Origin of the sequence: Paenibacillus sp. Aloe-11 (genome assembly GCF_000245715.1) — a bacterium.
Classification (GTDB): domain Bacteria; phylum Bacillota; class Bacilli; order Paenibacillales; family Paenibacillaceae; genus Paenibacillus; species Paenibacillus kribbensis.
The window spans coordinates 454887-480981 of sequence record NZ_JH601050.1 but is presented as its reverse complement, the minus strand read 5'-3'; the positions used below and the strand labels follow the sequence as shown (position 1 = coordinate 480981).

Below are 26095 nucleotides of genomic sequence, written 5' to 3'. Positions count from 1 at the left end.
CGGATGGACGCGTCCCGGTGCGTCGACGCTGGAGGAGCCGTGCCAGCGAGTCTTCCGCTAGCGGCGCGGTTTCATCTGCGAGGAGCTTGAAGTGCTCGTCCTGCTGCTGCATTTTGGCACGCAGCGCCAGCAGCGCTCCCTTTTCAATCCACTGCTGGCTTCGCTTCCACACCTCAGGGAACAGCACCACCTCGCAGCGCTCAATCTGATCCTCCAATTCAATGAAGGCCATGGCCTTGCCCTGCTTGGTCGTAATCGTCTTGAGCGACACCACCATGCCGGCGGTCACAACAACCGTTTCATCCGGCACATCGCCCAGCTCCATCAGGCGATCCGCCTGGCTGTTTTCCAGCAGCGTCTCAAAATCATCCAGCGGATGTCCGGACAGATACAGCCCCAGCAGCTCACGTTCCAGTTCGAGCTGCTGGCCCGCACTGAACTTCGGTACATCGGGATATTCGATATCCCAATTGGGCATTTCCACAAAGCCAAACATATCAATTTGCAGGTCGTCACGTTCCTTGCGCCACTTGACAGCTGCATCTACGGTTTCATCCAGCATGGCAAGCAGCTGTGCCCGGTGCCCTGTCAGCGAATCAAAGGCACCTGCCTGAATGAGCGATTCAATGACTCTTTTATTGCATACCCGCAAGTCCACGCGTCGGCAAAAATCGAGCAGGCTGTCAAATGGCCGTTCCTTGCGGACAGCGAGAATGCTTTCCATTGCCTGTGTGCCGACATTTTTAATCGCGGCCAGTCCGAAGCGGATGTTCCCCTGCTGCAACGGGGTGAACAGCACGCCGCTTTCGTTCACATCAGGCGGCAGCACCGCTATATTCATACGGCGGCATTCAACGACATATTCCGCCACTTTCCGGTGGCTTCCCATGACGGCTGTCAGCATGGACGCCATAAATTGCACGCGATAATGGGCCTTGAGATATGCTGTCTGGAATGCCAGCACGCCATAAGCAGCCGCATGGGCACGCGGGAAGCCATAATCTGCAAAACGGACAATCATGTCATAAACCCTTTCGGCTTCCTCCTCCGTGTACCCCTGCTTGACACTGCCCTTCACAAAATGGCCGCGCTCCAGATCCAGCACTTCGCGCTTTTTCTTGGACACAGCACGGCGCAGCAGATCGGCTTCTCCAAGGGAAAAGCCTGCCATGCGCGAAGCAATCTGCATGATTTGCTCCTGATACACGATAATGCCGTACGTATCCTTCAGGATCGGTTCAAGATCGGGATGCGGATAAGTAACCTCAACCTGTCCATGCTTGGCTTGTATAAAGTTAGGAATAAAGCCCATCGGGCCGGGACGATACAAAGCCAGTACAGAGATCACATCCTCGAAAACACTCGGCTTTAAATCCTTGAGCACCCGGCGTATGCCAGCCGACTCAAGCTGGAATACCCCGCCTGTATCTCCTTTGCCCAGCAGATCGTAGGTATGCGGGTCATTATCAGGGATGCGGCTAAAGTCAGGCGCTTCTCCATGCTCTTCTGCAATCCAGCGCATACAGCGCTCAATAATAGAGAGCGTACGCAATCCGAGGAAATCCATTTTGAGCAAACCGATCCGCTCCAGATTTTCCATTGAATATTGTGTAAGGGGAACCCCTTCGCTTCCCTCCTGAAGCGGAACCGCATCGGTCAATGGAGTCCGCGAAATGACGACACCCGCAGCATGGGTCGAGGCATGGCGGGGCATCCCTTCCACTTTGATCGCCATATCCAGCAGCTCGCGTGTCTTGGGCTTCGTTTCGTACAGCGCCTTCAGCTCCGGGGTCATCTCCAGCGCATGGCGGATGTTCATTCCGAGTTGGGCCGGAATCAGCTTCGCCGCCTTGTCTACCTCGCCATACGGCACATTTAACACACGCCCGACGTCACGGACTGCGGCTCTCGCCGCCAGCGTTCCAAAGGTAATGATTTGGGCTACATGCTCGTTCCCGTACTTCTGAACTACATAGTCAATAACCTCGTCGCGCCGTTCGTCACTAAAATCAATATCGATATCCGGCATGCTGATCCGCTCAGGATTAAGAAACCGTTCAAAGAGCAGATTGTATTTCATCGGATCGACATTCGTGATGTTAAGCACATAGGCAACCAAACTGCCTGCTGAGGAACCGCGCCCCGGTCCGGTTGCAATCTTATGCTGATGAGCGAAAGCAATAAAATCCCATACGATCAGAAAATAATCGCTAAAGCCCATATTCTCTATCGTATTCAATTCATAGTTCAGCCGTTGGTCCAGCTTTTCACGTTCCTCCGGCTGCTCCCATCTGGGATCACTTCCATAGCGATGCTCCAACCCTTGCATACACAAACTGCGCAAATAGGATGAGGAAGTCATGCCTTCCGGCAGCGGGCGATATTCAGGCAAAATGGACTGGCCGAACTCCAGCTCCAGTTCACACTGTTCAGCAATACGCACCGTATTGGCAATGGCTTCTTCCACATGCGGAAACAAGCGAGCCATATCCTCCTGGCTTTTCAGATACAACTGCCGTGTCGGTATGCGCAAGCGCTCCTCATCGTCAACCGTCTTGCCTGTCCCGATACAGATCAGAACGTCCTGGACGTCCGCATCCGGCTCGGTCAGATAATGCACGTCATTTGTCGCCACCAGTGGAATATCCAATTCTTTTGCCAGCGCAATCAATAGAGGGTTTACGCGCTTTTGCTCGGACAGTCCGTGATCCTGAAGCTCCAGATAAAAATCATCGCCAAAGATGCTCCGGTAGCGTTCTGCCGCCCGTCTGGCCTCGGCTTCCCGGCCATGCAGCAAATGCTGGGGTACTTCACCGCCCAGGCATGCGCTCAGGCATATGATGCCTTCATGATGGGCAGCCAGCACTTCCATATCGATGCGCGGCTTGTAGTGATAGCCCTCCAAATGGCCGATGGAGCATAGCTTCATCAGATTTTGATAGCCTGTTTTATTTTTGGCGAGCAAAATTAAATGATATATGGGCTGGTCCTTTCGGCTTCCGCGCTCCTTGCGCGAACCCGCTGTAATATAAGCCTCACACCCGATAATCGGCTTAATGCCGTTTTCCACACACGCTCTATAAAAAGGAATAGCGCCGTACATGACCCCGTGGTCCGTAAGGGCAAGCGCCTTCATTCCGTAAGCCGAAGCCTGTTTGACCAACTCCGCGGTACGAGCCGCGCCGTCCAGCAGGCTATACTCGCTGTGAACATGCAAATGCACAAATGAACTCATGCGCTTCTCTTCCTTTCACCGCTGGTTTTTCTTCAAACTATTTTATCATATCCGCGTTAGTAGCGCCCATACAATAAAAGTACAGACCCCGGGCGGACAAGCGCGGGCCTGATGTATACACTCAAGGAGGAAAAGAGCATGAGCACTTTTATATCCAAAGCGATACTCGATTTCTTCATCGCATTCGGCATCGTGCTCGGGGGAGCCATGCTCGGCGGAATGGGAGCGGTGATAGCTCTTCAGCCGCCTACCCAGACGATGCTGGAGGTTGCCGGAAGAATAAAAATATGGGCGCTTGCCGCTGCTGTAGGGGGGACGATGGACCCGATCCGGGTCATCGAGAGCAATATGATAGATGGCAATCTATCACCTGCCATTAAGCAAATCCTGTATTTGATTTTCGCCTTTTTGGGCGCTCATATGGGCACAGAGCTGGTCAAATGGGTGTGCGGAAACGGACGCCCGTGAGGTGAAAAGATCATGAGAGTACCTCCCTTCGAGCGTCTGCGCCCTTTTATGCAACTATCCTCGGTTTTTGTACTAGGTATGATTGCCGGGGGGATGGTCTACAATGCCATTTGGCATGTCAGCTTCAATGAGCTGTGGAAAAACAATCAGGATCTTCAATTCCAGCTCCAGCAAGCTCAGGAGGACAACAAAACACTGCGCAAATACAGCAATCGCCAGACCGTTGTCAAAGAAATCAAGCTGATCGCGGAGGAAACGTCGGCTGAAAAAATAGACTCCATTAACCTGAAAGAGCTCCTTCGCCGCGTCATTCGGGATTTGGAGGTGCTGCGCGGCAGGGATATGTTCGAGATTGACTCCGACAGCAAGCTGGTACGCATGCTGCTGAATCAAAAAAAATACACCGTTCGCGACAAGGAATATACAATCCAGGTCAAAACGATGCTTGTGATGGAAGGTGTGCTGCAAATTTGGCTGGAGGCGAAGGAAAAGCTTCCCGAAAGTCACTAAGTTAATTTTTTCATGCTCATTTTTTTCATCCCCGCTCTCCGCTCCAATCCATTGGCGTTTATCCGTGTTCAATGGATTGAAGCGACATTACCGCCTTGCATACCAAATAGTTTTCCCGCAAAATGGAAATTTCCAGCTTGCAGGTGCGACGACTCATTTCAAGCAGCAACGGACGCAGGACGACTGCATCCTCAATCTGTACCGGCCTGATAAAATAAGTCATCAAATTGTCGAGCACATAATCCTTGCCGCTCATGTCTCTTGCCGCCCGGTAACCCGCTTGTGTCATGACGTTAACCAGTACGCCTTCCGAGATCGTACCCAAATGGGTCGCCATCTGCGGAATGATAAAGCCGCGAAAAAATAACGATCCGTCCTCATTGCGCTCCTCGGCAAACCCGTTCCAAATCAATTGATCGAACGTCTCGCCCAGTTGCGGCTGCTTCTGGGCATTACGCAGTGCCTCCAGCACCTCACGCCGTGTGACTGACCCTAACAGTTTGCGATTACGGTCTACAACCGGCAAGTAGTCTACACCTTCCCACGCCATCATCTGCGCGGCTGAGGCGAGCGAAGTCTGATAGGTGACCGTTACCGGATTGCGGATCAGACATTTGTCCATCGTGTGCTCCGGCTGGAGTCCTTCCACATCCTTGCGGCTGACGATGCCTATTAAACGGTTCCATTCATCAACTACGGCAAAATGATACTGCCCGGTCGTCTTCGAAAGCTCTTCGAATTCGGTGAGCGTGCTGTTGATTTTTAACGTCAGTGCCTTCGGTTTACCTGCCGCTATATCTTCAATCAGCATAATTTTCTTTTTGATCAAGCGGTCAAATATCGCTCTATTAATCATGGAAGCCACAGTAAAGGTATCGTGGCGCGAGGAAATAATCGGCAGACTGATCTGGTCGGCCAGCTGCTTGACCTCCCGGCTCGTACCAAAGCCCCCTGTAATCAGCACGCCTGCTCCCTGCTCCAATGCAAGAGAATGTGCATCCTCCCGGTTACCAACAATCAGCAAACTGCCTGCATCAATGTAACGGGCCATGGCCTCTTCACGCATCGCCCCAATGACATATTTGTGCAAAGGCTTCTCCAGCCCCTCGCTTCCGCCCAGCACATGTCCTTCCACAATATTCACGACATCTGCAAAGGTCAGCTGCTCGGACAAACCGCGTGGACGCTTTTCCACCCGTACCGTTCCGATTCGTTCCTTGGTAATAACAATTCCCAGGTTTTCCGCTTCCTTCACAGCACGATAAGCCGTTCCTTCACTGACGCTCATCTCTTTAGCCAGCCTGCGTACAGAAATTTTGGAGCCTATTTTCAACTGCTCGATATGACGCAATAGCTGCTCATGTTTCGTAACTGCTTCATCCAGCCCGTCCAACTCTGTTACACCCCCAACGTTCAATCTGTATCATTCTGTATCTATTATAGCACAAAATCCTTGTATTTAAGACCTTTGTTCATTTCGATATCGCTACTGGGAAACAGCAAAAAGCGATTCCCCTTTTTACAAGGGAACCGCTTCTTAACCGTGCTTGATGTGTGACATCGGAGCAGGCTCAAAACAATCAATGCGAAAAGCTCACAGCATACTGCTTTTGTCCGTTTTATTATCCCACTTCATCTGCCACTGCTGCATTTTGGCCCGTCGTACACGCTCCAGCGTTTTGCGCTTTTCCTCATCCACACCCAGCAAAAAATGCAGGTTCGCGCCGATGACAAGCAACGCAAAAAGTACCCATACGATACCAAAACCGTTGACCCAGTTCAAACCGCCTGCAAGCGAGATGCGCGGCAACGCCACAAACACCATAGCCAGCGCAATCAGAGTGTACAAACCGTGTTTCCATTTTTTTAGAGAACCCAATCGTATCCCTTCCTCTCCCTGTGACTCTATGTATCTAGTCTATGAGAGAACAGGAAGGAATATGAGACGAACTTACATAGACGAGCCGTACAAATGCTGAAGGCTGTCTGAAATAATTTTGTTGACGTCCTCAATGATCACGCTCAGGCGGCGTTCAGCATCGAACAGACGACGGATGTTGAGGTTCAGACTAAGGACCTCGAACAGCTTTTCCATCTTTTCCATCTCTTCCTGTGCCGGCATATCGCCGCTCATCATCCGCTGCTGAACTTCCATTTGGCGCTGACGGAAATCATCCAGCATTTGCCTGGCTTCCGGGTCGGTTTCAATCAGCTTCATCGCTGCCGTAATTTCCTCTACCTCTTTGCTTTCCTTCAATGCTTTTGCTAAATCATGGGCTTTGTCATAGATATTCATGATTGTTCATTCCTCCAATACAAGTATAGTGTCAACATTTCACATTGTCCGTCAATCACCAAGGAATATATGTCCTCATATGATGAATCAGTGCTATTACAGCCCATTTACGTTTCCCGTTACTTTCAAGACATCAAGTTGCTGCCCGGAAGGAGATCCACGATGTCCATCAAAAAAACAACGATTCAAATCATCGGATCGGGCATCTTGCAGGATGACGTACTCATGGTCGGCGAGTCCTTGCTTCGCAAATGGAAAATATCCGCAGGCCACCCCGTTCAGCTCGCCTTCGGTTCGTTCCGCCAAGAGGTTACCGTCATTTCGGTACCCCGCTACAGCGGCCTACGTGTAGGAAGCGTGCTGGCCCGTAAAATGGGTATTCATTCCAATTGCAAGCTGCGAGTAACCTACAGCCGAGGCCGCCGGACACTTCGAGTGGGCCCGCTTATTAGCGTGCTGGTCAGCCGGGACTATCCCGAACAGCCTGATAAGCCTTTCGGGTCGATCACCCTGTTCTGCCATGAACTGGTCGGGGAATGTCGTAGACAAGGAGCATATGTGTATTTTTTTACCCCGGAGCATATCGGAAGCCAGCCCGGTCGGGTTCAGGGATGGGTGTACGACGGAAGCTGGAAAAAGACTGTCATGCCCGCTGGCGATGTCGTCAATAACCGGCTTACCTCCCGTAAACTCGAGAACAGAACTAGCGTACAGCATTTCATGAAAGAAGTAAAATCTCAGTACGGTACGACCATTTTTAATGAAAAGTTCTTGGATAAGAATGAAGTGTTTGATGCGCTTAAATCTAATTCATCCCTGCGCAAGTATTTACCCGAGTCCCACTTGCTGCAAACCTTTGACGTATTCAAAAAAATGTGCAACCAGTATCCCGCTGTTTTTCTTAAGCCGGTTCGTGGGAGCCTGGGCAAAGGCATCATGCGCATTAACAAGCAAACGGACGGTACCTTTTCCGTGCTGTCCACGACAGCGGGGGCACCCCAAAAGAAAACGTATGCCAATGTCGACAAGTTGTACAAAAGCTTGGCGGGAAAAATGAAAACAACACGCTTTCAGCTCCAGCAGGGACTCACCCTGATTGATCACGGTAAGCGCCCGGTCGACTTTCGTGCGCTTGTGCAGAAGAATTCAACCGGGGCCTGGACGGTGACATCCATTGTCGCCCGGATTGCCGGAGGGAGCCACTTTGTGTCCAATCTGGCGCGAGGCGGTACGCTGAGCACGGTCAAAGAAGCGCTGGCTAAAACGACACTGCCCGCGACCATCAAATCAAACGGCCTCCTCTCTCTCAAGACAGCAGCACTGAATATCGCAAGCGGAGTTGAGAAAGCCATTCCCGCCCATTTCGCGGAACTTGGCATTGATCTGGCCATTGACAGCACGGGGCGCATCTGGCTGCTGGAAGTCAACTCTAAGCCGTCGAAAAATGACAATACACCATTAAATGATCAGAAAACCCGTCCATCCGTGAAAAAAATGATTGATTACTGCTGTTATTCAGCCGGTTTCAAATGATCCCTCTCTTTCAGGGTCCGGCTGCCAAAGGAGCTGTTATCGGTGTCTCTTGTCGTGCCAGGCACGCTGGGCGTGCTCGTTAGCCGGAATCAGGCCGCCATCCCCCCCATTACCGAGGCCGATTTTTGCCGCAGGCTAAGTTTATTGGGCAGGCGTTCTGGTCTCAGCGTAATGGCGTTTACCGCCGAAGGAGTTTCACCTGAAAAGCATTCCATACGAGGTTATGCTTATCATGACGGAGTGTGGACATCCGGTCGCTTTCCCCTGCCGGATATTGTGTATAACCGCTGTCTCCATGTCCATGAGAGCCAGAATGTCGGACACACACTGGAAAAAATGGCGGTACAGAAATCGCGCAAGCTTCTCTACTGGTCGCGCAACTTGCCTGGCAAATGGCAGGTGTACCGCACTCTGCACAAGGTAGATGAAGTGCGTCCCTTTGTGCCGCCTACGACTCCTTACCGGGACACGGCCCAGCTTATGGAGTGGCTGCGACGCCACTCGGGGCTATTTATGAAGCCGCAGGCCGGAACGCACGGCAAGGGTACACTGTATCTCCGCCTGGCGGAAGGAGACCGGGGACTGCTCATACAAGGCAGAGACTCTCAAAATCGCACGTTCCGGCGTTTGTTTTCCAATCTGGATGCAGGCTTGACATGGATCAACGGAATGACAGACAAACGTGCCTACATCGTGCAGCCTTATTTGAAATTAACGAGTCAAAGCGGGCGTCCCTTTGATGTCCGCGCACTTATGCAAAAGGATGGCCACGGCTGTTGGCGCCTGACGGGCTTTGCCGTGAGAGAAGGCAGGAAAGGAACGCTGACCTCCAATCTGCACGGCGGAGGCGAAGCGCATCCGGCAGAGCCTTACCTTCGTGAACAATTTGGCGCGGACAGCACGCGTCTCATCATCGGACAGATGATGAAGCTGTCCCTGACCATTACCGGGGCGCTGGAGGAACGATATGGTCGCCTTGGCGAGCTGGGAATTGATTATGGTATTGATCAGGATGGGAACATCTGGCTATTGGAGGTGAATTCCCGGCCTGGTCGGGCTTCCTTTTTTCAGATCCGCCAGCCAAAGTGCGCTTTCCGGGCGATCAACCGTCCGCTCGAGTATGCCCGATATTTAATAACCCAATCCAAAACGACGGGGCTACAGGGCATGGGCGCCTCCCTTGAACATACGGTATAGGAGGATAAACAGATGAGTTTAACGCATTGCAATGTGCATTTCTCACAGCAGCCCGACAAGGTGGCTTATATATCCACTGCCTTGTTGAAAAGCCTTAAATTATCCGGAGCCAAGTCCATTCGTCTGCGGCTTGGTAAGGATCAGATTCCCGCCACTGTGAAACCGATTCAGAAGGCGGGGCGTCATCTATACTTGACCTCCGGCTTGCGTAATGCAATCCGTGTTCCCAAAAGCGGGTCTATCTATTTGCGAAATCTGGACGGTGATGTACAGCTAGGACCGCTGATTGGAGTACTGTCTGACGGCACCTCCTCCTCCACCCGGCCTTTTGGATCACGCACAGGCTTTATTAAGCAGCTGCTGAAGGAAGGCAGCAATAAATCTTATATTTTTGCCTTCACTCCTCGGGATATCAACTGGCAAAATGATACGATTAATGGCTATTTTCTATCATCCAGCGGGGATTTTACACGTAAAATCGTACCTCTGCCGGATGTGATTTATAATCGTTTACCGAGCCGTCGCGCTGATTTCTCCCCGGCGATCAATCAACTACGCGAGCGGTTATCCCGCAAACGAATTCCCTTCTTTAACTGGAGCTTTTTCAATAAATCAGATATCTATAACCTGCTGGAAAGCAATCCGGAAGTCAACCGCTATGTCCCTGAATCGTATACGAATCCCAGCTCTGAACGAATCCGAGGCATGCTGGAGCGTCATCAATTTGCTTATTACAAGCCAAGTGGAGGCAGTCTCGGCAAAGGGATTTACCGTCTTTCCCATGTTCCCAAACAAGGCTATTTTGTGAGGTATCGCAAAAAAAATAGCAATGTATTATTGCGCTTCACATCTTTTAACTCTATGCTCCGTATGCTTCATTCCAATCAAGGCCAGACGTTAAAAGGCTACCTCATTCAGCAAGGAATTCAGCTGATCGAGATTGACAATTGCCCGATTGATTTCCGGTTTCATATGCACAAGAACGGCAATAACCAATGGGTCGTCGTCGGAATTGGAGCCAAAAAATCCGGACGCGGCAGTGTCACGACTCATATTAAAAACGGCGGCTCCCTGATGACTCCGGAGCAAGCGCTGGACCGGGTATTCGGCGATCGGGCGGGCGAGGTGCTGCAACGTGCCAAGAATGTAGCAATTACGCTCGCAGAAGCCATTGAGAACCATCATCAACATCTGCTGGGTGAAATCGGCTTCGATCTAGGCATCGATCAGGATGAAAAGGTATGGATGTTTGAAGCCAACTCCAAACCTGGTCGATCCATTTTCCAACATCCATCGTTGCGTGCGGAGGGTAAAGCATCCGTGGAGCATATTTTGGACCACTGTCTTTACCTCAGTAAATTCCGCAGAAAAGAGGAACTATGAATACCCGGGCGGAGCAAAAGCCAGTCGTTGCTGTATTGACCGTGCACGACGACGGGCAATTTTTCAAGGGGAATCAGCGTAATTTCAGGGATATCCTTGAAACGGGAATACGGATGGGTTATCAGGTGTACATCGTTACCGTCAGGGACCTGAAGCTGCCAGCTGAAACGGTCAAGGGGTATATCTTCAACAAAAGCTTACAGGCTTGGGAAGAACAAAATTTCCCGCTTCCGCAGGTCATTTATAATCGCATCCCAAACCGCAATTATGAACTTAAAACCTCTGTGCGCACAAAGCTGGAGGAAATTTCGCACACTTCTGGCATTGAGCTATACAATCCGGGCTTTTTTAACAAGTGGGAACTGTTCAAATGGCTCCGCACCTCGGAATCCACACGGCAGTTCGTTCCCGCAACCAAACGGTTAAGCGACCTGCCTGCCTTGGGGAAGATGCTATCTGCGTTTCCATACCTGTATCTCAAGCCGGAAAATGGCAAGGCCGGAAAGGGAATTATGATTCTTAAATTCCAACCAGAGCATCTAATGGCCTACAGGCTGACGATTCAGCATGACAAAAAAAGCGTAACCTACAAATCCGTGTCGCTGTCCCGGCTGTGGGGACGTATCCGCCGGGAAGCAGGTAATTCTCCTTATATCATTCAGCAGGGGATTGACCTGGCAACTTATCAGAAAAAACCGTTTGATCTGCGTATCCTGGTACAAAAAAATGCCCGCGGTGCGTGGAGCATTACCGGAGTCGGTGCCAGACTGGCGGGTAAAGGAAGCATTACGACACATGTTCCGCGCGGTGGAAGTGTGGAGGACCCGTTCCAACTCCTCTCCTCCCTGTTTGGACCTGAGGACAGCGAAGATTTGCTGAACAAAATTAAAAGCACAGCCATTCAGATTGCACGTCAAATTGAACGCGCATCCGGCCTTTCCCACGGCGAAATGTCTATGGATTTGGGTGTGGAAACAAATGGAACTCTCTGGTTTTTTGAAGCCAATGCCAAACCAATGAAATTCGACGAGCCGGAAATCCGTCAAAAATCGCTAAGACGCATCTTCCAGTACAGCTCCTTTTTGGCTGGGCGAATGAAATCATGATCAAGGAAGTGGAATCATGCCGCAATTTAGTGATGTTCATCATATGCCCACCCGAAGCTGGCTGCTGAGACGACGACAACTACTGTTTCTCGCCCGCAGTTCAGGCGGCATGCGCATTACTCGCAATGCGCTGCGGCAGTTAGCCGTTTTAACGCCGGAGCAATTGAACAATCCCGGCTCCTCTCTCCTGTGCGCTTATGTGCGCACAGAGAAGGGCTTGCGGATTGCGGGATTTTCCCTCGCTTTGAATTACGGGAAGGATGCATGCATCGTGATCGTTCGTCCGCTTTACCGGGGCCGCAGACTGGGCGCTAGACTGCTGTCCGCCCAGCTCAAACAGTTGCACCGCCTGACGTGCAGCGTAGCCGCCGACAATATAGCCAGTCTCAAAACCTGTTTTCGAGCCGGACTTGTTGCGAATGAAATGACGACTGGACCGACCGGAAAACCCACGCTAATATTTCGCGGGGAGCTATCCGAAGATAAGCAGACGGCAGAGGAAGGTGGAATGCTGTGCCAAAACCTGTCCTAGGCATCATGACCTTGTATTTGAACAACAAGAAGCATTTGGAGGAGCGCGACATATATGAGCGCATGATTGCAGAAGGCAAAAGACTGGGACTGGATACGTATGTATTCACTCCTGCAGATGTCCATAAGGATCGCAGGCTTCTCCTTGCCCAAATCTATGATCCAAATAGCAGAAAATGGACCCTGAAATGGCGAGAATTTCCGGATATGATTTTCGACCGTTGCCGGGTGCAGCGCAGTGAGCGGTATCTTCAATTGAAACAGTTTCGATTGCAATATACAGACCTCGTCTATTTAAACCGACCGCTGAGTAATAAATGGGCCATTCACCAGCAGCTTGCGAGAAAGGCTGCCTTTCGCCCCCATCTGCCTGCAACAGAGCTATTCAATGGATTTCATAGTGTAAAGCGAATGCTCAAGCAGAATTCACTGGTGTACCTCAAACCGATTAACGGTACGGGAGGGCGTGGTATTTTACGCATTGAGCCTGTTAACAAGCAAAGAGACCTGTATCTGGTTGAGGGCCGCAATCTCAAGCGTCGCATTATTCCCCAGCAACGGGTACGCCTGGACCGTCTGGAGCCACGTTTAAGCAGATGGAACATGAATAACTACATCGTTCAGGAAGGCATTCCTGTACAGCTGCCGAATGGCAGGGTCCATGATTACCGCATGCTGGTACAGAAAAATAGCCAAGGAGTATGGGAATTAACCGGATGCGCCGGACGGATCGGGGCACATCGAAGCGTCACTTCCAACCTCCATGGCGGAGGCAAGGCGGTACCGATGAAGCAACTGCTGACTCAATGGATTCGTGATGAAGACCATAGAGAGAAAATTATCAAGCAAGGGGAAAAGCTCGGACTGGATATTGCTGCTTACCTGGAGAAGAGCTACGGAGCATTGTGTGAGCTTGCACTTGATCTGGCAATCAACAAGGATGGTCAAATTTACGTGCTGGAGGTTAATCCAAAGCCAGCCCGCGAGGTATTTTCACGTATTGGTGAAAAAGAGACCTATCGCCGTGCCATCGCCAGGCCCATGGAATACGCCTTGTGGGTCTACCACACACAGATTAATCCAAAGCCGCAGACGGATAAAACAGAAAATAAAACAGAAAATAAAGCAGAGAATAAAACAGAGAATAAAACAGAGAATAAAACAGAAGATAAAATAGAAGATAAAACAGAGAATAAGGCAAAGGAAGGCTCCGCGTAAAGTGGCTGCCTTCCTTTTTTTGTTGTCTGCCCGACATTGCTTGCATTGTGTGTATCTTATATATATGACGCGTCAAGCATATCTAGAAGCAGTAATTTGTGGTACGTAATTACTTAGCGTTTTTATAAAGCGTAAGCAGCTGGGTGAAATCCGTAATAATCGTATCGGAGCCCTGCAACTCGTCGTTTACGCCAAATCCGGCATAAGCGCAGCCGATGACCGTCTGTCCGTTCTTTTTACCCGCTTCCACATCAGAGGAGCGGTCTCCAACCATCCATATGTTCGAAATTTCATGCTTGCTCAACAAAATTTTCAGCAAATCCACTTTGGAAAGCGTGCTGTACTCTCCAGCACTGTACAAACCTTCAAAAATAGGAACCATCTCATAGGCAGCAGCGATCCCCTTTACATAATCCTCCAGCCCGTTACTTGCTACAAATAGTCGGACACCCTGCTCATGGAGGGCCTGGAGTGTTTCTTTTACATGTGGATACAGCGCATGACTTCCGTTCTTCAATCCCTCCAGCTCTAGCTGAAGCAGCAGCTCGTCCGCCCTTCTGTGGGCTGCTTCACTGGCTTCCGGCATCACTCTTCTCCAGATTTCGTCCAGCAGCATGCCCAAACTATTCAAAATAAGCTCCTCAGGAGGAGTCTCCCCTTCATAAAGCCCTTCGGCGCGCAACGTATCAAACAGTTTGTGGTATGCAGGTAGCAGCAATGTCTCCGTCTGAAAAAGTGTACCGTCCATATCAAAAACCATAGCCTCAGGCTTCTTCAACACAGGTGCATTGTTCATGTAGTTATCAGTCATTCCTTTCCTATGTAGGTTTACAACTTCAACCCCTCTCATGATAAGCAATAAGAGAGGTCGTGTAAACCTCATAGCGCATAGCCAACGATTCATCAGGTGTTAGATGCTCCAGCACTGAAATACATACAATTTTATCAAAGCTGGCATCCTCATACGACAGGGCGGTCAAATTGGCATGTGTGGAGTGGAGGCGAACCGGCGAAATTTCCGGAATGCGCTCAGCCGCCTCCTGTTCAAATGATCAAATTGCCCTTGCGACACAGCAGAGTTCATGTCCCCGTTTCTCGCCTTGAAGTTTGGCCAGCAGCCCCATTTGTTCCGTAAAATCAAGCTCACCGTACAACGGATGGGCTTCCAGCAAGGCATCCAAACCGGAGGAAAGCTGACGGGTGAACAAAGCTACTGGGCGTAAGCCGGACTTCGCCAGCAGCAGCGCCAACGTATGCTCCGAATAATGATACAAATGATTTTCCTCCGTGAATAAAGGTGAATAAGCGCCGTAAGCTTCATTAGTAAACGAGTTTTTATTGGGAACTGTAATATATAACGTCCCGTCAGGCAGAAGCTGTTCGCGTAAATCCGTCAAAAAGGCGATCGGGTCCGCAATATGCTCCAGCACATGCCAGCATGCAACGGCCTCGTATTGGTTATCCAAGGATAAGTCAGTATCCTCCTCCGTTTTTTCCGGTTCTTGTGGAAGATCATCTGTTTCAATTTTTCCGTTCCAATAGCCTGGCAATAAATCTACATCATATTTGTCTTTAGCATAGGCACGCGAGTCAGCAGAAGGCTCAATCCCCACTGCATTCCATCCGCTTTGAAGCGCAGCATGGATAAACTCTCCGGTACCCGATCCGATCTCGAGCAAATTTCCTTTGCCCTGACTGAACATATCCAGCAGCATAACTCCAAAAAGGGCATGCTCCTCGTAAGTTGAAGCCGCAGCGCTATCTTGCATGGCAACCCATTTGACATTATAAATCTCTGCAATCATATCCTCAGGCTGTATACGATCCACATCATTGCGGAAAACCAATCCACAGGAGCCGCACCCCAGCAGTGTAAAATGCTCATATCGATGAAATACGCCTATTTCAGATGAGCCGCATAATTGGCACTTCACGCCTTGCTCTACTCCTTTTTCCTGCTCTACTCCTTTTTCCTGCGCTTCTCCCTGTTCATAAAATGTGTCCTTTGCTTCCTCGTTGATTTCCGGCTCCGGATTACCAACAACCTGAACACTGGCGATCCTGGCGACATCCGAAGTGGTATTGTGATGGATACCTTCATGTTCAGAGGCCGGTTCGTCCCTTACTTTTTTGCTATCTTGATCTACCCAAAGCGTGAGTCGGGGATTCGGATCCAAAATCGATTCATATTGCTCTTTCCAGCCATAACGAGCATTCGGGTCCAACAGCTGGTACCGTTCTAATTTGGCTGCCCGAATAGCAGGTGTATACCATCCCCAATGCTGGACACGGTAGTTGCTAATCTCACTGGGAAGGTCAAGCACATTCTCGGGAAATCTCCCGCAGCGCAAAGATTGCTCCTTCCATTTATAGGAAAATCCTTCCTTGTATCGAATTAAAAATGGGCGATAATACCGATGGGCCTGCCAATAGTCATCATCGCGATAATGCGTGGAAGACCACATATCATACAGCCTGAAGCAAATCGTATCAGCTTTCGTTCCCGCTAACAAAGAATGTACCTCTTGAGCAAATCGGGATTCGAATATTTCGTCAGCATCCATATTCAAAATCCATTCCGGGGAGGAGGCCACAGTCTCTCTCCACTGCTGCTTCCGCAGTTCCACTTCATTGGCAATGGAGGCTGTTTCATTCCGAATCAAACGCAGTGGAATTCCCTTCAGCAGCTCCCGGCACAATTCACCGCTACCGTCATGGCTGCCATCATCAATAATAACCGCTTCATCAATGTATTCCCGATGACTTAGGAGCACATCTCTGAGCTTGCGATCCGCCTCATTGTATACCGTCATGCTCAGCGTCAGTTTGGGCTTGGAGGCAGCTGGTATATGAAGCTCACTTTGACGTGGTCCGGAGAATGCTTGCGGCACTACAAAAGAATCCGTAATGTACTTGGCAAAGACAGCAGACTCACGGAGATGATCAGGTATACCAGGTTCAGAGAACTTGGGGGTTCTTGATGGAGTGGAAGGATTGTAGGACAGAAAATGATTAGAAGCATCTGGGTGTTCTGCATGAGCTAAATGTTCTGGATGGTCCGTATTAGCAGCACTCGAAGTAAAATAATTTAGAGTAGAGAGTAGCTGCTCTGCCTTGATCCGATCCGCTTCCCGGTACAGATGCATCGCCGGATAGTGCGTATCTACAAAAAGTGGAAATCCATACGCTGCCGCCCGGATACTAAAATGCCGATCTTCCCCCCAATAGGAAACGTTTTTAATTTTACCAAAGTGAACCCCTGCTTCCAGCGCCCGTCTGCGGATTAAGGTACAAGCTCCCAAACCGCCCACCTCATACAAGCCCGGGATATGCAGCTGGTGTATAAAATGCAGCTCACGATGTGCTCGCTCCTCTGCTGACAATACCTCGCCTTCTTCACGATGAAACAAATTATATTCGTCACTGACCCACACCTGAGGCAACAGTGCCCCATCCGGCTGCCATCGTGTCCAAAAAATCTCGGATACGATATCCTTCTCCGTCTCTATCAGCCTGCACAGGGTACGGGAATGGAGAACCAGGTCCGAATCAACCAAAAATAGCGCGTCATAATGATGCTGAAGTGCATACTCAATGAGACGATTTTTAAAGCCGGCCACTTTCCAGACGAGGGCAGGCGGCCAATGGTGGATGTTCTCATCAATACGGTCCTCCGCTTGCTGCAAACCTGTCAACAAGGGCAAAACCCGCCCTGGCAGCCGATTGGCAAAATCAACAAGCCACTTGCTTGAGGTCAGATTGTCATTATCATCGACGAACAAATAATCCGGCAGCACGTCAGGTGAGTCCAATCGCTCCAATGCTTGAAGAAACAAACTCAAAATTTCTGGCTTCTGATGTACCGGACTGCCGATTAGTATACGCATGAGTCAACACCTCCATCAGGAAATACAATCTTCCCTTTCAGCTATAGAATTCATTCCTGGCCGCACACGCTAATCCCGAATTTCATGCATCTGCAAAGCTGCAATCATACAGAGTGAAATGAACGGTCTATCCATACCCTCCCCCCTTGCATCAGACTTTGATCTTCTAATTTATTAGTGCAAGATTGAATTTATGATCATGATACAGGCTTCACTCGTTCAATTAGGATGACTACATAATGAGCAAGCTTTCTCAATAAAATGGAGAGTATATCAAGTTTTTTAGGAAAAAGAGCATGGTAACCGTCAGCTTATGTATGATTGTCAAAAATGATGAATCACTTTATACCTGTCTAAAATCGGTCCACGATTTGGTAAGGCCACCTGCACTTGATGCTTGCAGATGGCCATCTCTATAAGTAAGATGCTGTTACAAAAATCCTCTTAAAACACTTTCTTCCGGTCTCGTTCCCCCTTCAAGATTTCCACAGATTCGCGGAAGCGGAGGGAATGGATTATTTCGCGTTCACGCAAAAACTTCAAACTATCCTGCAAATCCACATCGTCTGTCAAATCAATCAGCCACTGGTATGTAGCTCTCGCCTTTTCCTCTGCCGCAATATCCTCATACAAGTCTGCGATGGGATCGCCCTTGGCTTGAATATAAGTCGCTGTAAAAGGAACTCCGCCTGCGCTTTGGTAAAATAAAGCACGGTCATGCGCTGCATAATGTTCGCCCAGACCGGCCGCTTTCAATTGCTCCACACTCGCATCCTTTGTCAGCTTGTATATCATCGTGGCAATCATCTCGAGATGGGCAAATTCCTCCGTGCCTATATCATTTAATACACCGATGACCTTATCGGGAATGGTATAACGCTGATTCAGGTAACGCAAAGCTGCGGCGAGCTCACCATCCGCTCCACCATACTGCTCCATGAGCAATTTGGCCATGTGAGGATCACATTTGCTAACACGTACAGGATATTGCAGCTTTTTCTCATATACCCACATTCAGGTCCCTCCTTTATAAAAGGTTATATCTGCCTATACCTGCCACGGCCAAGGGGTTTGGCTCCACTCCCAAGGATATTTGGAATAGGCGCGACCAAAGTTTTGCAAAGGTCCGTATAGGAGCTGATACTCGTTAGCAATCGCAGTTCTTTCCCGTGTGAGCTTGTTGAACTGTTCAATCGCCTGCAAATCATCCGGGTGTGTATTCAGATACAAATTCAGCTCTACCAAAACAAAATCCACTGCTTGGAGCTTCTCCAACAGCGCATAAAACTGTGCATCCCCCGGTTTGGGGTGGGGTGTGTAGCTCGGGTGCGGGTTTCTGGCTTGATCGTAATCCTGGGCTTGGCTCTGGTACTGATTTTGGTTTTGTTCTTGGTTTTGGAACTGGTTTTGATACTGATACTGATATGAATTTGAATAGGGGCTATGATATTGATTCTGCTGTTGATGCTGACTTTCTTGCTCGTTTGGCTGTTGAGACTGGTTGTGGGTCTGACCCTGATTTGGATTTGGATGCTCCATGTTACTCGCCTCCCTCCTGGTTTCGCATAGGCTGATAAGGGCTGAAAAGCAATGGCCATAGCGTTCCTCTCGTCAGCGCCTCTTCCGGACTGAATTGCGGCAGACCAGGCGGCTGAAATTGTACAAACAAATTTGGCGGTAACACATAAGTCTTGCACAATACGGGCGGGCACGGATCGAACGGACCGACAAACGGTGCATACTCACCTTGCTGGGGAAATTTCACGGGCCGGGACCTCCTTTGATTGATCCATCTGCTTTACTATTCAACATATGCCGCATTGCCCAAGTCTCGAACAAAAAAATGCAGATAAAAAAAGAACCTTCAAAACCACGATAACGTGGATTCAAAGGCCCCTTCTCTATTCTTCTATAATAACTTACATACCTGAACTGACCGCACCTATCTATTGGGATCAGGATTCATCGGTAGAAAGCTCATCTTCAATCACAGGTTCAGGCTTGCGATGAATTTTAACCCTCATTATGCGAAGCCTGGTTGCTTCCTCCACCTCAAAGGTCAGATTAAAAAACTCAATTTTCTTCCCCTTCACCGGACTGCCTTCCAATTCCTTGAATAGCCAGCCTCCGATGGAATCCACCTCGTCGTCTTCAATGTTCACACCCGTCAAATCATTGACATCCTCAATAAGCATACGGCCATCCACAGAGATAAAGTTTTCCTTGATTTCCACGCTCGGACGCTCATCCTCAAACTCATCATAGAGGTCCCCGACGATTTCCTCCAATATTTCCTCAGCTGTTAGCAATCCGGCCGTTCCGCCGTATTCATCCACCACGAGGGTCATTTGGGAATGCTTTTTCTGCATAAGACGGAGCACATGACTCACTTCCATAGACTCCGGTACATTCAAAATAGGACGTACTACCGAGGCCAAATCCAGCTGCTCCCCTTGCTCAGCTAACAGAAGATCCGTAATATGAACAAAACCGATAATCTGATCTTTGTCCTCAACCGCTACCGGGTAGCGAGAATGCTTGGTATCACTGATGATCTTCAGATTTTCCTTGAACGATAAGTTTGTGTACAAACAGTCCATATCCGTACGGGGCAGCATAATCTCACGGGCAAGCAAGTCGGAAAAATCAAAAATATTATCCATCAGCTTGATTTCGTCCTTATCAATCACACCGCTTTTGGCGCTCTGATTCATCAATATCCGAATTTCTTCCTCCGAATGCGCCGCTTCGGCTTCACTTGCTGGCTGAATACCGAATGTTCGCAGCAGTAAATTCGCAGCCGCATTCAACACCCAGATCACGGGCAGAAAAACCTTGTAGAAGAGCAGCAAAGGAGCTGATAAAAATAACGCCACCCCTTCGGTTTTCTGAATCGCCAGAGACTTTGGAGCCAGCTCGCCCAATACAATATGCAAAAAGGTAATCACGCAAAATCCGACAACTACGGATACGGTTGTAATCAGTGTACCATCAGTTACACCGAGTTTGTGCATGAGTGGCTCTATCAGGTAGCCGGATATTGCTGGCTCACCAATCCAGCCCAAGCCGAGTGAAGCCAGCGTAATGCCCAGTTGGGTGGCGGACAGATAAGCATCCAGCTTTTGGTTCACCTTCAGCGCATAGCCTGCCAGGCGATGACCCTCGCTTTGGAGCTGCGTCAATCGGGATTGGCGCATTTTGACCAGCGAAAACTCTGCGGCCACAAATACACCGTTAAGAAAGACAAGCAGCAGTACCAAGAGGAGATTCACAACTAGCAATCCCCAATGAAACTCGGTATGACCTTCCAATACGAACTCCCCATTTCTTATAGATAGCATCTTGCATCATTTGACTTGCAGCACTCATCGTGAACTATCTAGACGAATTGAAAGTTGCGAATGACATCATGCAACATGCTTATAGTTGTAATGCTTTTCTTGATTTAAAATCTACTCCCTTGTAATACATATCCGCGACAAGCAGATTCGGTCCGCAGCAGGCAGCGGCATCACAATGACAGTTGACGGTCTGGTTTAGCGGATGCTCATTCAGCCATTCACCGAAAATTTCGTCCAAACCCTGCTCCTGAATGTTCCCAAAAGCAGGAATGTCTGCGAAATCCGTCACGTACACGCTACCCGTGAACATATTCACATTAACGCGGTTTCTACCATCCGGATCATTACGAACTGTAATATTCGGTTCCTGACGCAGGCGGCGAAGCAGCTTGCGATCCTCCTCCCGGTCGGAGCATGCAAAGAACGGCAGGGTGCCAAATAACATCCACATATCCTGATTACGCACATCCAGCAACTTATGGATCGCGTTGCGCATGTCGCCCAGTGAGAGCACAGGCAGGGCAGAAGCAAAATTGGATGCGTACATCGGATGAACTTCATGCCGTCGGCATCCCATTTCATTGATTAATTGATGAATGCCGTCCAGCTTCGTGTGAGTCCGATAATTAATCATGGATTCAGCTGAAATGAACATGCCCATCTCGCTTAGCTTGTGAGCGTTCTCCACCATTTTCTCATAAAGGCGAACAGCACCCGCGCGTGGAGTCGGACGTCCGGTATTCGCAAAACCCACTTCATAAAAATCGTCGGCATTCAAATAATTAAACGATATATGCATGACATCCAGATAAGGAAGCATCTTCTCATATCTACGGATATCCAATGTCAGGTTGGAGTTAATTTGCGAGCGAATACCGCGCTCCTTGGCATATTTCAGCAGCGGTACGATCACTTCGTCAACCGTTTTATCAAGCAAAGCAGGTTCTCCGCCAGTAATACTGATCGTCTCCAGATGCTCAACCTCATCCAACCGCTTCAGCATCAAATCTAGCGGCAGGAAAGGAGCCTCCTTCATAACCAGCATATCGCCAACAGCGCAATGCTCACAACGCATATTGCATAGATGCGTTACGGTCATTTCCACACTTGTCAGCAAATGACGACCATGTGTACGCAGCGAGACAATCGGGTCCCACGGATCATACGCTGGCGATATCGGGAGAAGTGAGTTATTTTGTAGAACTGTCATTATGTTTTCACCTTATTTCTGTTATTAACCTCAAAAGACGTATAATTATCATATCATGATGTGTAAAGCGTCTGCATGCTTTCTTCCACATCTTCTGCTAATCTACATGTACTTCTCCAAAAGGGACTATGGTCGCGCCCAGTGTGTTCGTAATCATAACCGAAAGGGACACGGACAGATCCACATCGTAAGGTGCTTTCAGTTCCTGCCCATCCCGGTCTCTCACAATGCGAATGACAGGCCGTTGCGGAATTTTGGGGTGTATACGCACTACTACCCCTTCCTCCCCTGTATTGAGCACTACAGAGAGCCCCAGAGGGTAAATTGCCACACAGTCACGGAAGGCTTCCAGCATCCGCTGCTCATACAGCGTGCCTGCGCCGGCGTACAGCACCTCCATCGCTTCATAAGGCAACAACGCCTGCTTGTATATTCGACTTGCGGTCATCGCATCGTATGAGTCCACCAAACCGATCCACTTCGCATATTCGTGGATTTGGTCCTTCTTCCAACCGTTCGGATATCCGCTGCCGTCGATACGCTCATGATGCTGCAATGCACAGTGAGCTGACAACAAGGGAATCCCCGGTTCATCTTTAAGCAGCTTGTAGCCAATTACCGTGTGTGTTTTCATATGCTCGTATTCCTCGTCCGTCAATTTGCCCGGCTTATAGAGCACTTGAGGTGAAATTTTCATTTTTCCAATATCGTGCAATAATGAACCTATTCCCAGTTCCATAAGCTGGTTGTGATCGTAGCCATTGGCTATTCCCAGTACAAGCGTATACAGACATACGTTTAATGAATGATGATACAAGTCCTGGTCCGCAGCCCCAATATCCATCAGCATAATGATGGCATCCTGGCGGCTTCCGATATCGTCCAGAATGGACTCCATCACCTTATAAAAGGACTTTCCAAAATATTTGTTTCTATGATCTACGGAATAGGATGACAGACCCTGAAACTGCTTTTTGATCTCCTGTAGCGCCGCCGCCCTTGTCTGTTCATGGATCATTTCAGGAATCACGATATCTTCGGTCACCGCATCCTCAATGTATACATATCCAATACCGACTTGGCCTAGACGTTCAATCAATCGCGGAGTAAGCTCAACACCCTCAGAGAGCAGCACCATTCCGTTTTCATTGAATATTTTTTTGCCCAGCTTCATGCCGGCTCTTAATAATGTAACAGGTACCAGTCGCAGCTTAATCCTCTCCCGATTGTTTTGATACCTGAAGCCACCTAGCTGCAAAACACTCTTCCATCGCGCCCGGACGCTTCAACTCCATTTCAATCAAATCCCGTAAAAATTCTGGAAGCATAAATCGGAGCTCCGTTCCGTTCGCAAGCACCTCATAACCTGCTCTGAAAGTGAACATATCCAGCGTACCCACCGTATATTCCTCTTGCTCTTCCAAGATACCACCCGCTACACGAATGTGCATGACTTTATCATAAGAAGCGCGATCCGGGTCATACTCTATCTCCAAGCCTTCCACACACATCGTACCGAGCACTTTACCTCTGAAGCCAAATCCCGTCATTGGCTTGTCTGCAAATTCAGGCAATAAGGATTGCTCCAGTGCCAGCCGAATGTCCCTTCCCCGCAACTTCATAACACAGGCATTAATCGGCGAAGGACATAAGGAATGCAGCATTCCTTTGCTGATATCCCCTTGAGGCAACGCGCCGAGCAGTTGCCCTGCGTTAACCAGAGCAATGGCTGTCCCTGTAAAATGTGACACCGATTGTGCCAGCAAATTTCCGAAAGGGGACTCCTGATCGTATGCAATCCCCAGCTCCCGATCCGTCACGGCTACGGTGCTCTCCAACGCACGCTCTGCTTGTCTGCGATGCAGGGCGATGGCCGATGTCACTTTTTCGTCCAATAGCGTCTGATCCACAGGAATTACGCCGCCAGACGACACCCGAAATGGTTCATGACTGCTGCTGCGTGTTAGTGTCACTTCACCCAGCAGCGTTCCAAACTTACCCGCCCCACATAAAGCTGTGTTCCCGATCCGAAGCGGTTTTTCCAGCACATGATGGGTGTGGCCTCCGAGAATAACATCAATTTCAGGAAACTGTGACGCTAATTTCTCATCGGAAGGCAAACCCAGATGAGACATCACGACCAAAACATCAACCTGCTGTCTCAGCGCTGCGATCTGCTCACCCAGTACCTCAAACGGATCGAGAGCATCCCAGCCCAGCAATCGATAAAACTCTGTAAAAGGAGCCGTCACGCCGAGCAAACCGACCTTGATCCCTGCCTTGTCCAAAATCAGAGATTCCTTCATCCACGAAGGTCTTACCCCCGTAGCACTTTCTATCATATTGCCACATACGACCGGACAGTGAATTCCCGCATAGGCCTGTTCAATGATATCCGGGGTAAACGTCAGTCCTTCGTTGTTACCGATCGTAATCGCATCGTATCCTGTTAGATTGATCACATCCACATTTGCCCCACCCAGCGTTCCTTCTGTTTCGGGGGCCATCCGGTCCATGTGGTCTCCTATATCCAGTACGAGCAGCGCATCCCCTAATGCTGCTCTTCGTTCCTTAATCATTGCGGCTATCGAAGGCATACTGCCAAAATGACTGTGTATATCATTCGTATGCAAAATGGTCAACGTTTGCCGAGTCGTCATCTCCATAACCGCCTCCTTCTTTATATATCGACTTTGAAGCTTCTAATGTTTAAGCATACCATTTTCTTTATCATTATGGTACATATGAGTGGGTGGAGCCTCACCTACAATTCAGCTTACTACAGGCTCAAGTCATAGACCCAGTGAAAAGCATTAACATTACCTTCCGCATGCATCTAGAGGGTTCTTCGTACCTATTTTACAACTCGGAATAATAGTAAATTAGTCGTTGTCATCCCATATAATTCTTGATATATTAGGGGTGTTTCGTATTTTTGACACATTTACGACAATAAGGAGGTTAGCACATGAGAGTTCACGTTACCGATGCCAAGCCCGGAGATCGTCTCAAGTCCGATACATACAATGGGCACGGTGTACCTGTCTTAGTTCAGGGCACCGAGCTTCAGCATGAAGATATCTCCAAGCTTATCATGCATGGTGTCGATTATATTGACATTGATGCTGGTTCTGCGAGCATTCCGGTTGACTTTGCCCCCGATGTTCCAGCTTCCCCCGAATCCCTCAAACGCGCCGTCCCCCTCATGGAGCAGAGCATCAATGGCTTTGAGAGCATGTTTCTCGAAGCTTCCGCAACTGGCAAATTTGATGAATCTCGAGTTGATGAGCTATTCGGCCCCCTTGTTTCAGAACTGGCTCATCAAAAAGATGTCGTATCTATGCTGTTAATTATGGAACGGGGAGATCAGTATACGTATAATCATTCTCTCCAAGTAGGCGTACTCTCATATTACATTGCCACATGGCTAGGATATACAGAGGAAGAGGCTTATGCCGCGGGTAAAGCCGGATATTTGCACGATATAGGCAAGTCCATGATACCGGATGAAATATTGAATAAGCCTGATAAACTAACGCCTGAGGAATTTCAGGAAATGAAAAAGCATCCCCGCTATGGCTTTGATATTATTAACAATTCGACCGGTGATGAGATTTCAGCTATCGTCGCCTTGCAGCATCACGAGCGCGAGGATGGAAGCGGATATCCGCATGGACTCTTTAAGGAAGAGATTCATCCTTTCGCCAGCATAACAGCTATTGCCGACGTGTATAGCGCTATGATTTCCAATCGTGTGTATCAGACGAAGCAAGAGTTGCTCGCTGTGTTACGCCAGATGCATAGCATGAGCTTTGGACATCTGAATCCCGAAGCTACCCAGGTCTTCATCCGACATATGCTTCCGAATTTTATTAATAAGCAGGTACTTCTAACCACAGGTCAGACAGGAACGATTATTCTGAATAATCCAATTGACTACTTTAGACCTTTGGTGAAGATTGGCGATAATGAGTATGTAGATTTGTCCAGAGAACGCCATGTATCCATTGATGAAATTTATCTGGAATCCTGATCTGCAACTGCTGTCCGGCATTACTTCGGTAGAACGGAATGCTTTACCGAAAGCACAGGCTACGCGAATAAAAAGAGGCTGTCCTTGATCCGTAGGTTCTTCCTACGAAGGACAGCCTCTTTTTATGCTATAGATAAATGCAACTCA

The 26095-nt window shown here is 49.1% G+C and carries 23 protein-coding genes; 9 read left to right on the top strand and 14 right to left on the bottom strand.

All coding sequences use genetic code 11. The features are described 5' to 3' along the window. On the bottom strand, window positions 1-3235 hold a 3235-nt coding region (locus tag WG8_RS08290), incomplete at its 3' end, for a DNA polymerase III subunit alpha (RefSeq protein WP_007429677.1). Window positions 3236-3373: 138 nt separating this feature from the next. Between WG8_RS08290 and WG8_RS08285 the strand changes: the two genes are divergently transcribed. Then, window positions 3374-3703, top strand: a complete 330-nt coding sequence (locus tag WG8_RS08285; protein WP_007429676.1) for a YtrH family sporulation protein — start codon at window positions 3374-3376, stop codon at window positions 3701-3703. A gap of 12 nt (window positions 3704-3715) precedes the next feature. After that, window positions 3716-4213, top strand: a complete 498-nt coding sequence (locus tag WG8_RS08280; protein WP_007429675.1) for a hypothetical protein — start codon at window positions 3716-3718, stop codon at window positions 4211-4213. Between the two features lie 58 nt (window positions 4214-4271). On the opposite strand, the gene WG8_RS08275 is transcribed toward WG8_RS08280, so the two are convergent. From WG8_RS08275 to WG8_RS08265, 3 genes are all read right to left on the bottom strand, one after another. Beyond that, window positions 4272-5606, bottom strand: coding sequence for a DRTGG domain-containing protein (locus WG8_RS08275; RefSeq protein ID WP_007429674.1), 1335 nt, complete (start codon window positions 5604-5606; stop codon window positions 4272-4274). A gap of 201 nt (window positions 5607-5807) precedes the next feature. Further along, complete coding sequence (locus WG8_RS08270) at window positions 5808-6092, bottom strand: hypothetical protein (RefSeq protein ID WP_007429673.1); 285 nt, start codon at window positions 6090-6092, stop codon at window positions 5808-5810. Between the two features lie 72 nt (window positions 6093-6164). Beyond that, window positions 6165-6509 carry a YlbF family regulator gene (locus tag WG8_RS08265; protein WP_007429672.1) on the bottom strand — a complete coding sequence of 115 codons (345 nt, stop codon included), beginning with the start codon at window positions 6507-6509 and terminating at the stop codon, window positions 6165-6167. Window positions 6510-6671: 162 nt separating this feature from the next. On the opposite strand from WG8_RS08265, the gene WG8_RS08260 reads away from it, so the two are divergent. From WG8_RS08260 to WG8_RS08235, 6 genes are read left to right on the top strand one after another with little or no spacing between them, the layout of a single operon-like run. Then, window positions 6672-8042: a YheC/YheD family endospore coat-associated protein gene (locus tag WG8_RS08260; RefSeq protein WP_007429671.1), complete on the top strand. Its 1371-nt coding sequence runs from the start codon at window positions 6672-6674 to the stop codon at window positions 8040-8042. Window positions 8043-8084: 42 nt separating this feature from the next. Next, window positions 8085-9239 carry a YheC/YheD family endospore coat-associated protein gene (locus WG8_RS08255; RefSeq protein ID WP_007429670.1) on the top strand — a complete coding sequence of 385 codons (1155 nt, stop codon included), beginning with the start codon at window positions 8085-8087 and terminating at the stop codon, window positions 9237-9239. 12 nt (window positions 9240-9251) lie between these two features. Then, window positions 9252-10622, top strand: a complete 1371-nt coding sequence (locus tag WG8_RS08250) for a YheC/YheD family endospore coat-associated protein (RefSeq protein ID WP_007429669.1) — start codon at window positions 9252-9254, stop codon at window positions 10620-10622. Next, window positions 10619-11728 carry a YheC/YheD family endospore coat-associated protein gene (locus WG8_RS08245; RefSeq protein WP_007429668.1) on the top strand — a complete coding sequence of 370 codons (1110 nt, stop codon included), beginning with the start codon at window positions 10619-10621 and terminating at the stop codon, window positions 11726-11728. Before WG8_RS08250 ends, WG8_RS08245 begins: the two co-directional genes overlap by 4 nt. 16 nt (window positions 11729-11744) lie before the next feature. After that, on the top strand, window positions 11745-12260 hold the full coding sequence (locus WG8_RS08240; protein ID WP_007429667.1) for a GNAT family N-acetyltransferase: 516 nt from the start codon (window positions 11745-11747) through the stop codon (window positions 12258-12260). Next, window positions 12242-13477 (top strand): YheC/YheD family endospore coat-associated protein, encoded by a 1236-nt coding sequence (locus WG8_RS08235; protein ID WP_007429666.1) that lies wholly within the window; start codon window positions 12242-12244, stop codon window positions 13475-13477. Before WG8_RS08240 ends, WG8_RS08235 begins: the two co-directional genes overlap by 19 nt. A 109-nt stretch (window positions 13478-13586) precedes the next feature. Here WG8_RS08235 and WG8_RS08230 read toward each other — a convergent pair whose 3' ends face one another. The 10 genes from WG8_RS08230 to WG8_RS08190 all read right to left on the bottom strand — a co-directional run bounded on the left by WG8_RS08230 (window position 13587) and on the right by WG8_RS08190 (window position 24581). Beyond that, on the bottom strand, window positions 13587-14288 hold the full coding sequence (locus WG8_RS08230) for an HAD family hydrolase (RefSeq protein ID WP_083837555.1): 702 nt from the start codon (window positions 14286-14288) through the stop codon (window positions 13587-13589). Between the two features lie 25 nt (window positions 14289-14313). Next, a complete protein-coding gene (locus WG8_RS26355; RefSeq protein WP_269744426.1) occupies window positions 14314-14493 on the bottom strand; it encodes a class I SAM-dependent methyltransferase in 180 nt (59 codons plus the stop codon). 36 nt (window positions 14494-14529) lie between these two features. Further along, window positions 14530-17364 carry a methyltransferase domain-containing protein gene (locus WG8_RS08225; RefSeq protein WP_007429664.1) on the bottom strand — a complete coding sequence of 945 codons (2835 nt, stop codon included), beginning with the start codon at window positions 17362-17364 and terminating at the stop codon, window positions 14530-14532. Between the two features lie 444 nt (window positions 17365-17808). Next, window positions 17809-18378 (bottom strand): manganese catalase family protein, encoded by a 570-nt coding sequence (locus WG8_RS08220; RefSeq protein WP_007429663.1) that lies wholly within the window; start codon window positions 18376-18378, stop codon window positions 17809-17811. 33 nt (window positions 18379-18411) lie between these two features. Next, window positions 18412-18903, bottom strand: coding sequence for a spore coat protein CotJB (locus tag WG8_RS29315; RefSeq protein ID WP_007429662.1), 492 nt, complete (start codon window positions 18901-18903; stop codon window positions 18412-18414). Between the two features lies 1 nt (window position 18904). Beyond that, window positions 18905-19129 carry a spore coat associated protein CotJA gene (locus WG8_RS08210; RefSeq protein WP_007429661.1) on the bottom strand — a complete coding sequence of 75 codons (225 nt, stop codon included), beginning with the start codon at window positions 19127-19129 and terminating at the stop codon, window positions 18905-18907. Window positions 19130-19319: 190 nt separating this feature from the next. Further along, window positions 19320-20675 (bottom strand): hemolysin family protein, encoded by a 1356-nt coding sequence (locus WG8_RS08205; RefSeq protein ID WP_007429660.1) that lies wholly within the window; start codon window positions 20673-20675, stop codon window positions 19320-19322. A 109-nt stretch (window positions 20676-20784) separates the two neighbouring features. Continuing rightward, on the bottom strand, window positions 20785-21915 hold the full coding sequence (gene yfkAB, locus WG8_RS08200) for a radical SAM/CxCxxxxC motif protein YfkAB (RefSeq protein ID WP_007429659.1): 1131 nt from the start codon (window positions 21913-21915) through the stop codon (window positions 20785-20787). Window positions 21916-22012: 97 nt separating this feature from the next. Continuing rightward, window positions 22013-23173 carry an HD-GYP domain-containing protein gene (locus tag WG8_RS08195; protein ID WP_007429658.1) on the bottom strand — a complete coding sequence of 387 codons (1161 nt, stop codon included), beginning with the start codon at window positions 23171-23173 and terminating at the stop codon, window positions 22013-22015. After that, entirely contained in the window at window positions 23127-24581 is a 1455-nt protein-coding gene (locus WG8_RS08190) for a bifunctional metallophosphatase/5'-nucleotidase (protein ID WP_043890883.1), read from the bottom strand. Before WG8_RS08190 ends, WG8_RS08195 begins: the two co-directional genes overlap by 47 nt. A gap of 302 nt (window positions 24582-24883) precedes the next feature. On the opposite strand from WG8_RS08190, the gene WG8_RS08185 reads away from it, so the two are divergent. Next, on the top strand, window positions 24884-25948 hold the full coding sequence (locus WG8_RS08185; protein ID WP_007429656.1) for an HD-GYP domain-containing protein: 1065 nt from the start codon (window positions 24884-24886) through the stop codon (window positions 25946-25948). The last annotated feature ends 147 nt before the right edge of the window (window positions 25949-26095 follow it).